Below are 13,446 nucleotides of genomic sequence, written 5' to 3'. Positions count from 1 at the left end.
ACTAGCCGATCAAGCTTCTCTTCAACAAAGCCGACGTTCGTACGCTTACCGCAAGCTCACCACATTATCCGCCTCAGGCCGTGTGCGAGAACCGTCAAACTGGCTCGCCATCGGCTCGTCTGCCACGGTAACAACCTCGGCATCGCCAAAGCCGTTAAAGCCCGTCTTCATCGCTGCGCCATATGCACCCAACATGCCGACCTCTATATAATCGCCTGCTTGAATGTCCGCAGGCAGTGCGAATGGCCCCGCCATAAAGTCCGCATCATCGCAGGTTGGACCGTAGAAGGCGAAATCCTCCAGCGGCTCAATCAAATCGTCTTCAAGCGCCGTCACAGGGAAACGCCAGCCCACATGCGCTGCATCATACAGCGCGCCATATGCGCCATCGTTGATGTAAAGCTCATTGCCGCGGCGTTTATCAACGCTCACGATCATGCTGGAGTATTCCGCACAAAGCGCCCTACCCGGCTCGCACCAAAGTTCCGCGTTATAGGCGACCGGAAGCGCCTCGAAATGTTGGTGGATCAGCGCAAAGTAATCTTCGAGTGGAGGTGGTTCCATGCCCGGATAGATGCTGGGAAAGCCCCCGCCCACATCAATCATGTCGATCACCACGCTCGCCTCACCAATCGCTGCGCGGGTGCGGTCAATCGCTTGGACAAAGGCGAACGGCGTCATCGCCTGACTGCCGACGTGGAAACACACGCCCAGCCAATCGCAATGCTGGCGAGCCTTTTGAAGGATCTCTGGTGCCTCGCTGAGGTCGCAGCCAAATTTCGCCGCAAGCGAAAGCTCTGCATATTCGCTCGACACACGAATGCGCACGCAAAGGCGCAGGTCCTGAGCAGGTTCGCCTGTTTCCGGGTCCGCGCAGGCCTCTACGATCTTCTCCAGCTCCTCCATGGTGTCGAGGCTGAAGGTTTTGACGCCTTGTGTGTGGTAAGCCTCGGCAATAACCCGGCGGCGCTTGATCGGGTGCATAAAACAAAGTTCAGCATCCGGCAGAGCTTCGCGCACCAAACGAACCTCAGCGATTGAGGCGACATCATAGTGGGTAATGCCCGCCTCCCACAGCACTTGAATCAAATCAGGCGCAGGGTTTGCCTTCACGGCATAGAGAGTCTTGCCGGGAAATTTCTCGACAAAGAACCTTGCAGCGCGGCGGGCTGCGTGTGGTCGATTTAGGATGATGGGCTCGTCGGGCTCTAGGGCCCGCGCTACAGCCTTTGCGTCAGGATAAACGTACAACTCAAGGGGCCCCCTTAAAACGGTTCGCAAACCGTAAGCGTTTCAACAGGGCTGCCTTGCGGTAGAAATCGTCCCTTGGGGCAGCAAGGCCTGCGCAAATACAACATCTGCGCAGGCCTGCAATCAAAATCGTTACCTCCCGGATAAGTTCCCGGGAGACGTGATATTTATGAAAAGGCAACCTTAGGTGCCTGATCGACGACCCCGCGCTCTGACGGATCAAGCGTGTTGAAGTCGGCTTCTTTGAAACCAAGGAGGCTTGCAAACAGGACGGCAGGGAATGCTTCGCGTGCTGAATTGAACTGAGCTGCTGCTGCGTTCAATGCGCGGCGAGCCGCCGCAAGCTTGTCTTCAATATCAGCCAGTTCCGACTGAAGTTCTTGAAAATTCTCTGACGCGCGAAGGTCAGGATAATCCTCACCAAGAGCAAGCAGATTGTCGAGCGCGATCTTAAGTCCTTGTTCGCTGCCGCTATCGGGCTCGCCCTTAGCAGCCGTGCTACGTGCCTTAATCACATTCTCAAGCGTCGATTTCTCATGGCCTGCATAGCCTTTGACCGCTTCCACAAGGTTAGGAATAAGGTCGTGGCGTTGGCGCAATTGCGCATCAATATCCGCACGGCCCTGGTTCACATTTTGACGCAGGCGCACAAGCGAGTTGTAGATTGAGATGACGCCAATAAGACTTCCAAAGGCGATGACGAACACCGCCGAAGTCCAGAACCATCCAAAAATATCAACCATCGTCCATCCCTCTTTTACTTTCTGCGAGTAACTTAGCAGCCAATAGTTAAGAGATAGGGAACTTTAGGGGTCATGCAGGCGGATGTTCAGGGATTAATGCGCGGAGAGCTTGGCAATTGGCTTGCTGAGCAGGCCGACATGCGCGGTAATGCTCAAAAAAAGGCGTTTGATCGCTGGTTTCTCGGTGGAATTGTGCTTCTGCCGGTGATGGCCTTTCTTTGGTTCGTGCCCCTTGGTTCGGTGAAGTTGTTTCTCGGAGTGGTCGCGATCATGGCCGCCGGGGCATGGGGCTATAAGCCGATCCATGAGGCCAAATTGGCGATCAAAATTGGCATCAACGAAGCAATCGCGCGGGATTTGGGGATTGAATATGACCCCGAAGTTGAACCCGGCGTCGAATTTCACAAGGCCCGTTCATATGGGCTCGTCCCCAGTTATAGCCGCGATGCGTTTGAAGACTGCTGGTACGGCGAGTTGGGCGGCCACGCTTTCAATCTTTACGAAGCGCATCTGGAAAAACGCAAAGGTTCAGGCAAGAACAGACGCTGGGTCACGGTGTTTCGCGGCGCGATCATCTCTGTCCCCTTTGGCCGAGAGTTTCGTTCGACCACCCTGCTTCAACGCAAGGGCAAACATAACAGATGGTTAGGGCTTGGCAGCGTCAAAGATGTAATCGAGCTGGACGGCCACCGGATGCAATATGTCGATCAGGTCCATCCGGCATTTGAAGACGTCTTCGAAGTCTTCAGCGATGACCAGGTCGAAGCGCGCGTGTTGATCCATCCATCCTATGTCGAGCATCTCATCGCGCTTGAAAAAGCGTTTCAAGGAAAGTCCATCCGCGCACTTTTCGTCGATCAACACTTGGTTGTCGTGGTTGAGAGCGAAAACATGTTTGAAAGCGGTTCAATGAAGGCCGAAGAAGACAACCGGCGCGCGCAAAAGACCGCTGACCAATTGAGCGCGCTTGCTCGGTTGATCATGGCTATCAACCAAACCGACCGCGGCAAGGTCGAACCGATCAACCTCAAGCCGCAGCATCCCGGCATTTCAGAGCATACCCGTGAAAGCGCCCCTAGGGCCGCTGGCGGATTTGGGCGCAAGGGGCTATAACCGTCCGCGCAATGGCGCAGGCTTTCAATGCAATATCCTGATCCCGACGAAATTCTCACAGGTGAACTCGGCGATTGGCTCGAATGGGTCGATGGCGAGCGGAGGGCCGCTACGCGCAAAGGGCTCTGGCGGCTAGCCCTTATCCTCCCTGTCCTTTGGATCGCAATCTTAGTTGACATCTTTGGGTTTGACGGAGAATGGCAAGCCATTGTGGTGCTCGGATTGCCGGTGACTGGGCTGATCTTCTTTTGGGCTCAGTTACCGGGAAAAGCTTTATTCTCCTCGATCAAGACGGAACTTAACACGCAAATCGCCAAAGAGCTGGAGCTTGAATATCAAGCCCACCCCAGCTCCAATTTCGCATTTGATTGCGGCACCTATTTCAGCCTTCTTCCGCACCATGATCGTTCATTTTTTGAAAGCTTGTGGATCGGAGAATTTGAAGGCCGTGCGTTCGAACTCATCGAAGTGCATCTTCAAAAAGAACACCAACGCAAGAACAGACGGTCTTGGCGCACGGTCTTTCGCGGAGCTCTGCTTTCGATCGAAACCCGCTCACAATTTTCCGGCGCCACTTTGATCCGGCAAAAGTGCGGAATTCGTGATTGGACAGAGACCTATGTCGTCGATGGACCGCCTTCACCTATTGCGCTTGGGATGGATCCGGTCGCCACTGGCAATGCCTTGTTCGACGAGCATTTTGAATGTCATTCCGAAGACCCTGAAGAAGCAAGGCGCCTTGTCACTTCCGACGTCATGAATGAAATTGGACGTTTAACCAAACGTTTTGGAAGCCGCAGCATAAGCGCCGTTTTTCATGATCGACATTTCGCAATGTTCATCGAAAGCGGCAACCTGTTCGAGAGCGGTTCTTACTCCAAAAGCACTGACCGCGAGAGGGTTGAGATTGCAATCCTGCAGTTTGCGACAATCGCCGAAGCTTGCCGCGCGGTGTGATCAGCTCAAGCGGTCGCGGAAATCCTCATATTCAAAGCGTTTCACGCATTCGAGCGCGTCTGTGTCCGAATCCCAAAGGTAAATGCTGGGCAATTGCACACCGTTAAAGGTGTTTGTCTTCACCATCGAATAATGCGCTTGATCGAGGAAAGCGAAACGCGCGCCCGGCTCTGCTGGCACAGGCAGGCGGTAATCACCGATCACATCGCCGGCAAGGCATGACGGCCCGCCAAGCCGGATAGGCACGCTGTCATCATTGAGCTCGCCAAGCATTGCGGGGCGATACGGCGCCTCCAGCACGTCGGGCATATGGCAGGTTGCCGATACATCCGCGATGCCGACGGGCACTTCGTTGAACCCTGTGTCAAGCAATGTGCCCACCAGAATGCCTGCGTCCAAAGCCACCGCTTCGCCGGGCTCCAAGATGATTTCAGCGCCCGTGTCATCGGCCGCATCTTTCAGGAATTCGATCAGCTCACCGCGCTCATAATCGGCGCGGGTGATGTGGTGCCCGCCGCCCATATTAATCCATTTCAATTTCCCAAACCACGGCTCAATCGCGTCAAACACGCGGTCCCATGTTGCACGCAGCGGTTCGAACGTCTGCTCGCACAAATTGTGGAAGTGGATGCCATCGACGCCTTCCATATGCTCTTCGGTCAATTGATCGATAGGAAAGCCGAGACGCGAACCGGGCGCACTAGGATCGTATTTTGGCACCTCGCCGGTTGCGACCATGGGGTTGAGCCTGAGGCCCACCGAGACATCGCCGCCAGTCACCGAGGCTTGATCGAGGATCAGCGCGGCCCGCTTCATCTGAGCGGGCGAATTGAAGATCACATGGTCCGAAAGCCTGCAAATCTCGTCCAATTCCTCGGGCTTGAAGGCGGCAGAATAGGTCGCGATTTCGCCGTCGTAGAATTCAGACGCAAGCCGTGCTTCCCACAGGCCGCTGGTCGAGACCCCGTCGAGATATTCGCCCATGATATGCGCGACCGAGTGCATGGAGAACGCCTTGAGCGCGGCGAACACTTTGCAACCAGCCTGATCGCGAATGCCGGCAAGGATCTGGCAGTTGCTTTGGATTTTCGCTGCGTCTACTACGAAAGCAGGGCTATCGACACGGGCGAGATCGAATTGGGCGAAAGCGCCCGGATTTCCGGCTTGGGTTTGCATCTACATAGCATCCCTATCTATTTCATCGAGTATTGACTTCACCTCACGCTGGAACTTTGGTGAGTACGATCGCGTCACATGCTCAAACTCCTCCCATACACGCCGAAATCTGGGGGACTCGAGGTCAGTGCGAAAATTACCACGCCAACCAGTTAGGTTAAAAGGCAGTCGCTTCGTATCAGACGCTGGATCATCTAGGGCCAAAAATATCATTTCATTTGCTTGAAAGAGTATTTTCGAGAAATAGAAGTGCTTTGGATCGATGCCTTCGAGCTGGCTTTCAGGCCCATCTTCCCAAATGCTCCTAATGTCTGGATCACTGATTTGAAGCAATCGGACTTGCATCATAAGATCAGAGTACTTTTGGTAAGCATCGACTGCTGATTTACTTCTTGCCAGGCGATAATTTAGAGCAGCAAACCAGAGGCCTGCTGCTATGAATGCGGGAGCAATAGCCCGAACATACTCGAGCCAAAGTGGAAGGTCAGAATGTTGCATTCTCTTTAAAACCCAACCGGCCCATCAAGCTCCTTCACCTGCCATGGCAGGCCGTGCTGGTTCAGCATTTCCATAAAGGGATCAGGGTCCATCTCTTCCATGTTGAAGACGCCCTTCCCTGACCAAGTGCCCAGCACCATCATCGCAGAACCGATCATCGCAGGCACGCCGGTGGTGTAGCTGACCGCTTGGTTTCCGGTTTCCTCGTAAGCCGCTTCGTGGGAGCAGATATTGTTGATGTAGAAGGTCTTTTCACCTGATCCATCAAGCGCTTCGCCTGTCGCGATACAGCCGATATTGGTGTTGCCCTTGGTGGTCTCACCCAAAGTCTCTGGCTTAGGCAGGACGGCGGCGAGGAATTGCAGCGGGATGATATCCTGACCTTGATATTTGATCGGCTCAATCCCGGTCATGCCTACGTTTTGGAGCACGGTAAGATGCTTGATGTATTCATCACCGAACGTCATCCAGAAACGCGCGCGTTCCATTTCGGGGTTGAACTTGGAAAGGCTTTCAAGCTCTTCGTGATACATCAGATACGCTTGCCGCGTGCCCACTTCGTCAAAATCAAACGGGGTGGAAACCTGCATCGCAGGGGTTTCGGCCCACGCGCCGTTCTCCCAATGACGAGCGGGAGCGGTCACTTCGCGGATGTTGATTTCTGGATTGAAGTTGGTCGCAAACGCCTGTCCATGGTCGCCGCCATTGCAGTCGAGGATGTCGAGCGTGCGGATGGTCTTCAGCTTATGCTTTTTCAGCCACATGGTGAAAACGGATGTCACACCCGGGTCAAAGCCCGATCCAAGCAGAGCCATAAGGCCCGCGTCCTTGAAACGGTCGTGGTAGGCCCACTGCCAGTGGTACTCAAATTTGGCCTCATCCTTGGGCTCGTAATTGGCGGTGTCGAGGTAATGCGCGCCCGCTTCCAAACATGCGTCCATGATCGGCAAATCTTGGTACGGTAGCGCCAGGTTGATCACATGAGTTGCGCCCAAACGCGTGATGAGGTTCACCATTGCGGGCACTTCCTCGGCGTCGATTTCATAGGTCGGCACCACCACGCCGGTGCGTGCTTTTACAGAGGTCGCAATGGCATCGCATTTTGCCAAGGTCCGGCTGGCGAGGTGGATTTCGGGGAAAATAGCAGCGTTCTCTCCACTCAATTGAGCCATTTTGTGGACGCAAACCGAGCTTACCCCTCCTGCCCCGATTACCAGTACCTTCGACATATTTACGGCCTTTCAAATTCGAATCTTGCGCGCGTATTAGGCGATTGCATCAGGGCGCTCAAACATTCCTACATTTCCTACTTGAACAAGATGGCATAGTAAGGACCCCATGATCTATCCATCCCCCTCTTATTGCCCGTTTTTTTGCGGGAATCGGAAGGGTGCGTTTTTTGCCTCTGGACAGTGTGTCAAGTGTGTCAAACTTTATCCAAATTTGGGAAGCTAAGTAATGAAACTACCGACTCAAAAGGGCGTGATTGCAGCAGCAGACAGCATCGCCGCTATTCTCCCACCAACGCCGCTTTTGCCGGTGGAGATTGGCGGGGTGAAAGCCTATGTCAAAGCAGAAAACCTCCAACCCATTGGCGCGTTCAAGATACGCGGCGGATGGTGGCGATTGTCCAACCTCTCAACCGACGAACGCGGCGCAGGTGTGGTCGCCGTATCCTCTGGCAATCATGCACAAGGGGTTGCTTGGGCGGCGAGACGCCTGGGCATTAAAGCGACCATCGTCATGCCCCGCGATGCGCCCGAAGTTAAACTGGCCAACACAAAGGCGCTGGGCGCTGAGCTCGTGCTTTATGATCGCGCCCCCAAAGAACAGGGGGGAGAAGACCGCGACGCAGTGGCGGCTAAGCTGATCGAAGAGCAAGGCGGCACTCTCGTCCATGCATTTGGCGATCCATGGGTGATCGAAGGGCAAGGGTCAGCAGGGATCGAAGCCAAAGCGCAGCTTGGCACCGCGCCAAGCCGGTTCGTCGCTTGCTGCGGCGGTGGGGGATTGGCGGCTGGCCTTGCGCTTAGCTGCCCCGATGCCGCCGTGCATGTGGTGGAGCCCGAGGGGTGGGACATGGTGGGACAGGCCCTTCGCGCAGGGAAAATCGTTGAAGCGGGCGCGGATGCGCCAAAGACCATCTGCGACGCACTCCAACCAACCGCGACCAAAGCGATCAATTTGGAACTTCTTAAAGGCCGCGCCGAAGTTGGGGTCGCCGTGACCGATGAAGAAGTGCGCGCAGCGCAGCGTTGGGCCTTTGCAAACTTGCGAATGGTCGTTGAACCGGGCGGAGCAGCAGCCCTTGCCGCAGCGCTTGCCGGCAAGGTTCCAGTTGATGAAGGTACAGTCATTATGATCACCGGCGGCAATGCTGATCCGGTTGCATTTGCCGGTACAATCGGAGGTTGAACCCCGATCAACAAATCGCTGGGTTTGACAATCGTCTGCGCCTCTCGCAGGAACAATCGTAATTAGGGTGAAGGGATCGTCATTATGCAAGCTCAAATACTAGCGCCCGCTGCCGTATTGGTGGCGTGGACACTTATCGTGATGTTGTGGATTGTGCCTGTGCGCTTTGGCGCGATTGCCAAGGTGGAAGACAAATCCGTCTTTACCGGTAAACAAGGTGGGCGCGGTCAGGACCTTGAAGGGAAAATCCCCGACAAGGCCAATTGGCCTGCACACAACCACACGCACCTGCATGAACAACCCACCTTGTTTTATGCGGTGACCGCAATTCTGGCGATTGTCGGCGCGGGCGCAATTGATGTGACGCTGGCTTGGATTTATGTCGCCGTGCGTATCTTGCACTCGCTTTGGCAAATCCTCGTTAACAAGGTGCCCATTCGCTTTGTGCTGTTCTTGGCCAGTTCGATTGTGCTCATCATTTTGGCGGTACGCGCCGTGATGGCCACCGCCTTTGCCGACCCAAGCTTAGCTCCACAATAATTAAAGAACCAAAGGACCAATTATGATTGGCATGGAAATACTCGCTCCAGCGGTCGCGCTGATGATTTGGACGATGGTGATGTGGGCATGGATGTACGCCACCCGCATCCCAGCCATGAGCAAATCAGAGCAAGTTCCCCCAATTTCTGAGCTAAAAGGGGGTAAAGGACCAGATCTGGACGCCGTGCTACCTGAGCACGTCCAATGGAAAGCCCATAATTACAACCACCTGCACGAAGCACCTACGCTGTTTTATGCAGTTGCGATTGTGCTCGCTATCCTTGGTCACGGTGACGGGATGAACGCGTTTCTAGCGTGGATTTACACTGGCCTTCGCGTCGCGCACAGTCTTGTGCAGGTCACCGCAAACCGCGTGATGGTGCGCTTTGTATTGTTCGCATTGTCGAGCGTGGTGCTGATCGTTCTGATCGCTAAAGCGGCGATGATCGTCTTTGCTTAAAGTATCTGAGGGGGCGGCCCGCGGGCTGCCCCTCCAGCTTACTCTGCCGCTTCACGTGCGTCTTCGAGTTCGGCCAAGAACCGCTCTGCATCAAGCGCCGCCATACAGCCCATGCCCGCCGCTGTGACCGCTTGGCGGTAGACCGCATCGGTCACATCGCCCGCAGCAAAAACACCGGGGATGGTGGTCTTGGGTGTGCCGGGTTCAACCTCTAGGTATTTGCCCGAATGCATCGGCAACTTGCCTTCGAACAGCTCGGTTGATGGCGCGTGGCCAATAGCGACAAATGCACCGTCGACTTCAAGGGTTGAGCTTTCACCCGTCACCGTATCTTTAAGGTTGAGGTGACCAAGAGTTCCATCTTCGCCTGCCTCAAAACTCTCGACCTGTTTGTTCCACATGACGTTAATCTTATCGGACTTGAAAACCCGGTTCTGAAGGATCTTCTCAGCCCGAAATTCGTCGCGGCGGTGGATCACAGTCACATCATCTGAATGGTTGGTGAGGTAGAGCGCCTCTTCAACGGCAGTGTTGCCTCCGCCGATAACCGCGACCTTCTTGCCGCGGTAGAAAAATCCATCACAGGTCGCACAGGCGGACACACCCTTGCCGCCGAGTGCTTCTTCTCCCGGCACGCCCAACCATTTGGCCTGTGCACCGGTCGCGATCACAATGGTGTCAGCGATGAATTCATCGCCGCTATCGGCAACAGCTCGGAAAGGAGAACCATTATCGAGGTCTACTTCAGTAATAATGTCAAACATCATGCGCGTACCGACCTTTTCGGCCTGCGCCTTCATCTCTTCCATCATCCACGGGCCCTGCACCACATCACGATAACCGGGATAGTTCTCAACCTCTGTTGTGATCGTCAGCTGACCTCCGGGTTGCAGGCCTTGAACCACAATAGGTTCAAGCATAGCGCGCGCAGCGTAAATCGCGGCGGAATAGCCAGCGGGGCCAGAACCGATGATAAGCATCTTGGTGCGATGGGTAGCCATAGGAATATCTCTTAGATTTGTTTCTTAGTTGGTGCAGATATGGGGAGGAAGCTGTGCCTTGTCACGCCAACAGACGGTCTCTGAGGCGAGCTTTCCTTTGCTCATCCACACCTAATGTTTGTGCCAGATAATTATCGATCGATCCGTGATCGCGTGTGACCTCTTGCCAGTAGGTGCCAATGTATTCTTCGCGCACGCCAATAAGGTTACGGATCGCTTCGGGTTCAATCTCGCCGTAATGCGCCTCCATCCGGGGCAGAGACTGGCGCTCAAGGATGTGCTGTGTTGGCGCATCGTTGGTCAGCATAAATTCGGTCCCAATGTCATCATAGTGAACGCCAAGCACATGGAGCAGAAGGCTAGCCCCCACACCCGTGCGGTCCTTGCCGGCAAAGCAATGGATGAGATTGCCGCCGCCACGGGTCTCCAAGGATTGGAAATAACGCTTAAACATTCCAATCATCGCCGGGTTCACCGGCATGCGCGTATAGACTGAAATCATCCGCTGACGCCCTTTCTCAGCGGTCATATCTGTCTTGTCCAAGCCACCTTCATGCGGCGGGGAGCTGGTGGTTTCACCTTCGAAAGCGATGACTTCAGCTGAAAAGTCGGAATGCCGTGCGCATGGGAAACTCGTGCGTTCGCTCAACCCTCGGAAATCCACGATCGTGCGGATATCGAGGCTTTGGACAAGATCGAGATCGGCTTCGCTGGCCTCAATGTGTTGTCCCGAACGATAGAGCAGTCCCTTACGCACATGGGCGCCATCAGCGCCCTCGTAGCCGCCATAATCGCGCAGATTATGGATGCCATCTGTGGTCAGGAAGGGTTCTGGAAAGGGTTCGCGAATCATGGATACAGGCTGTGGCAGCGCATCTGTCCGGCGGCAAGCAGCTCTGCGCCGTGATGCGTAAGTAGTGCCTCGGAGGGTCCTTCAAACACAGCATTTTCATCCGTTCAATAAGAACAATGAACTCTGGAATCGTGTAACTCCTTCTTATTGGTGCCGCTGCAATGCCTTTTATCCTTATCGCTGATGACGACGAACTTATCGCAGAGCTGGCAAGCCAAGCTTTGATCGACGCAGGCCATGCTTGCGGCTGGGTAACAAGCGCCGAGGACTGCTGGGAGCTACTTAGAGCCCGCCGTCCAGACGCGGTACTGCTTGATCAAGACATGCCGGGAATGAGCGGTCTGTCGCTCTTACGCAGAATGCGACAAAGCGCCGATTTTTACGACCTTCCCGTCTTGATGTTTACAGCAATGAGCGGTGTTCAAGACGAGACGCAGGCGATCTATGCGGGGGCTCAAGGTTTCATCCGGAAGCCATTCGACCCAAGGGGACTGACAACCCGTGTTCAACGCGTCCTTGCCAAGCGCACAGGAAGGCTGCGCCACAAAGATCTCCAAACACACCTTGAACAAAGCGCCGGGATCAAAAGCGATATCGTTGGGCTTAGGCGCGTTCTTTGAGGATCAACTCTCGGCCATGTGATCCCACATTGTCATCGCGCAGCGGGGTGACGCAGCCAATCTTGGATGCGCTGAAAAACCTGTAAAGCTCTGCGTGGGAATAGCCTTGGTTCATAGAGCGAATGGCAACTGGTCCGCTTCTGAACGCGCACCATTGGTTATAGCGATGCGCGATCACATGATCTCAAATCGAACGGTTATCGTGATCGTCGCGCCGGCTGATAAGGTGCCACTTGGCCGAACTCTGAAATCGGTCACCGCGACGTCACAGCCGGTCCCGTCATCATTGGGCGTATAGCCAAAGTCGATGCCTCCATCTTCCGAGAATTCAAGATCATCCGTCGAGACAGCCAAATCGTCTGTCACACTTCCCGCGCCGCCATAATTGTATGTCAGCCCAGATGCACCGCCCGGTTCTCCGAAGATAATAGGCCCGCCAGATCGAGCAAGAAGGCACAATTTGGCGTCAGCTGGTCCATTATCGAGAATGATCACATCGCTCGCAGGTCCATCACCAATGTTGGTCACGGTAATAAGATACTCGACCGTAGCACCAGGAATGGCTTTAGGATTGGTGGAGCCGTTTACCGGGTCGGCAATGAGCGATGAAACTTTGGAAACCGTGAGTTCGGGCAATGATGGGCTTTCAACGCAAACATCATCTACGTGCCAGAAGTCGAAATTTGTGCCGCTGCCGCTTAACAAACGGAACCGGATTTGTAGTCCAGCATGTTGAAATTCAGGTAAGAGCGGGAGGCTTAGATCAAATATTTGACCCTGTGTGCCCGATCCAGGGAACTCGGCCAATTGAATCCATGCGCCGCTCGAGTTCAATGCCTCAATCACGAGATCTTCGTTCGCATCGGGGTTTTCGCTGAAGCTGTCAGCGCCGCGTCTAACCCACATTGTCACATTGGTAACCCCAACGCCGTTGAAGACAGGCGAGGTCGCGCTTGATGCTGAGTCGTGCAGGAACATTGAGCTGTTACCGGAGTTGGAGGTTAGCGTATTCACTCCAACGAAAGTTGAGTTGCTCACCTGGAAACCACCAAGCCCGCTTTCAAAGTCAATGCAATCCGCGCTAGTTGGTGGGCCACCGCCCGGTGGCGGCGCCTCGGCTTCGATAATGCCTAGGTTAAACTGGTTGCGGGCATCCCTTCCGCCCTCGCTGTCGTCAAAGACAATTGAGAAAGACGAGGTCGGAACCGCAAGAGTAAAACTGGCGGTTTCATCGACCGGGTTTTCGCCTGACTGGTTGGCAAGGAAGGTCCCAACTGCGCCCACAGAAGTCAGCCTTGCAACTTCGTCGGCAAAAGCTGGCGGAGAGCTCAGGGAAAACACCTCAATAGTTGGTGAGTTCCAAGTCCCTGCAACGGTTCCGGCAAAACTATCACGCGGGGCGGTACCATCCATATCGTCGATATCGCTGAAGTTTACGCGCTCGATATCAAAGCCAATAGCGGTGAAGGTCAGCTCAATGTGCCGATCACAGGCAGCTACACTGGAACGAGCGTAGATTGTTGCTCGGCCGCTGGTGTCAAATGCAGCGCAGTCCACGTCTTCAGGCTCAAGTGTGACGGTAATCGTGCGCCCGGAGCCATCCGCAAACACCGCTGAAAAATCACCTGTCGTGAACTGAAAGCTAAAGTTCTGCGCAGCTGCGGGCGCACCCAATGAGAGAACGCTTAGCACTAAGAAAGCGCCGAAAATTCGCAGAAGTTTCGAAAGGCGTACAAACATACCGCGTCCATAGGCGCTTATGGTAAACGCAGTCTTTACCTTGGCTGTCTCGTTACAAGAGTTGACGGTCATCGGCGCA

14 protein-coding genes are annotated in these 13,446 nt (G+C 54.6%); 6 read left to right on the top strand and 8 right to left on the bottom strand.

Annotated features, from left to right (window positions below):
• Positions 1-45: 45 nt before the first annotated feature.
• Positions 46-1,251, bottom strand: coding sequence for a type III PLP-dependent enzyme (locus ABJ205_RS06345; protein ID WP_348155658.1), 1,206 nt, complete (start codon positions 1,249-1,251; stop codon positions 46-48).
• Positions 1,252-1,418: 167 nt separating this feature from the next.
• Positions 1,419-1,994 (bottom strand): LemA family protein, encoded by a 576-nt coding sequence (locus tag ABJ205_RS06340; protein WP_348155660.1) that lies wholly within the window; start codon positions 1,992-1,994, stop codon positions 1,419-1,421.
• A 72-nt stretch (positions 1,995-2,066) separates the two neighbouring features.
• Between ABJ205_RS06340 and ABJ205_RS06335 the strand changes: the two genes are divergently transcribed.
• Both ABJ205_RS06335 and ABJ205_RS06330 read left to right on the top strand, forming a co-directional pair.
• Positions 2,067-3,107, top strand: a complete 1,041-nt coding sequence (locus tag ABJ205_RS06335) for a DUF3137 domain-containing protein (RefSeq protein ID WP_348155662.1) — start codon at positions 2,067-2,069, stop codon at positions 3,105-3,107.
• Positions 3,108-3,134: 27 nt separating this feature from the next.
• On the top strand, positions 3,135-4,064 hold the full coding sequence (locus ABJ205_RS06330; protein ID WP_348155663.1) for a DUF3137 domain-containing protein: 930 nt from the start codon (positions 3,135-3,137) through the stop codon (positions 4,062-4,064).
• Here ABJ205_RS06330 and ABJ205_RS06325 read toward each other — a convergent pair whose 3' ends face one another.
• Complete coding sequence (locus ABJ205_RS06325) at positions 4,065-5,240, bottom strand: carboxynorspermidine decarboxylase (RefSeq protein WP_348155666.1); 1,176 nt, start codon at positions 5,238-5,240, stop codon at positions 4,065-4,067.
• A 503-nt stretch (positions 5,241-5,743) separates the two neighbouring features.
• Positions 5,744-6,967, bottom strand: a complete 1,224-nt coding sequence (locus tag ABJ205_RS06320; RefSeq protein WP_348155669.1) for a saccharopine dehydrogenase family protein — start codon at positions 6,965-6,967, stop codon at positions 5,744-5,746.
• Positions 6,968-7,196: 229 nt separating this feature from the next.
• Between ABJ205_RS06320 and ABJ205_RS06315 the strand changes: the two genes are divergently transcribed.
• From ABJ205_RS06315 to ABJ205_RS06305, 3 genes are all read left to right on the top strand, one after another.
• Positions 7,197-8,153, top strand: a complete 957-nt coding sequence (locus ABJ205_RS06315) for a pyridoxal-phosphate dependent enzyme (RefSeq protein WP_348155671.1) — start codon at positions 7,197-7,199, stop codon at positions 8,151-8,153.
• Positions 8,154-8,237: 84 nt separating this feature from the next.
• Positions 8,238-8,693, top strand: a complete 456-nt coding sequence (locus ABJ205_RS06310) for an MAPEG family protein (protein ID WP_348155673.1) — start codon at positions 8,238-8,240, stop codon at positions 8,691-8,693.
• Positions 8,694-8,715: 22 nt separating this feature from the next.
• A complete protein-coding gene (locus ABJ205_RS06305; RefSeq protein WP_348155675.1) occupies positions 8,716-9,153 on the top strand; it encodes an MAPEG family protein in 438 nt (145 codons plus the stop codon).
• 38 nt (positions 9,154-9,191) lie between these two features.
• Here ABJ205_RS06305 and trxB read toward each other — a convergent pair whose 3' ends face one another.
• Positions 9,192-10,154, bottom strand: coding sequence for a thioredoxin-disulfide reductase (trxB, locus tag ABJ205_RS06300; RefSeq protein WP_348155677.1), 963 nt, complete (start codon positions 10,152-10,154; stop codon positions 9,192-9,194).
• 61 nt (positions 10,155-10,215) lie between these two features.
• Positions 10,216-11,007 carry a tyrosine-protein phosphatase gene (locus tag ABJ205_RS06295; RefSeq protein WP_348155678.1) on the bottom strand — a complete coding sequence of 264 codons (792 nt, stop codon included), beginning with the start codon at positions 11,005-11,007 and terminating at the stop codon, positions 10,216-10,218.
• Positions 11,008-11,168: 161 nt separating this feature from the next.
• Between ABJ205_RS06295 and ABJ205_RS06290 the strand changes: the two genes are divergently transcribed.
• A complete protein-coding gene (locus ABJ205_RS06290; RefSeq protein ID WP_348155680.1) occupies positions 11,169-11,627 on the top strand; it encodes a response regulator in 459 nt (152 codons plus the stop codon).
• Here ABJ205_RS06290 and ABJ205_RS06285 read toward each other — a convergent pair.
• Complete coding sequence (locus ABJ205_RS06285) at positions 11,611-11,805, bottom strand: hypothetical protein (RefSeq protein WP_348155681.1); 195 nt, start codon at positions 11,803-11,805, stop codon at positions 11,611-11,613. The genes ABJ205_RS06290 and ABJ205_RS06285 overlap by 17 nt on opposite strands.
• A complete protein-coding gene (locus tag ABJ205_RS06280; RefSeq protein WP_348155683.1) occupies positions 11,802-13,439 on the bottom strand; it encodes a hypothetical protein in 1,638 nt (545 codons plus the stop codon). The genes ABJ205_RS06285 and ABJ205_RS06280 overlap by 4 nt, the downstream gene beginning before the upstream one ends.
• Between the last annotated feature and the right edge of the window lie 7 nt (positions 13,440-13,446).

Source organism: Erythrobacter sp., from assembly GCF_039988855.1.
In the GTDB taxonomy this organism is placed as follows: Bacteria; Pseudomonadota; Alphaproteobacteria; order Sphingomonadales; family Sphingomonadaceae; genus Erythrobacter.
Note: the sequence above shows the minus strand (reverse complement) of the source record. Positions and strands in the feature narration are given on the sequence as shown.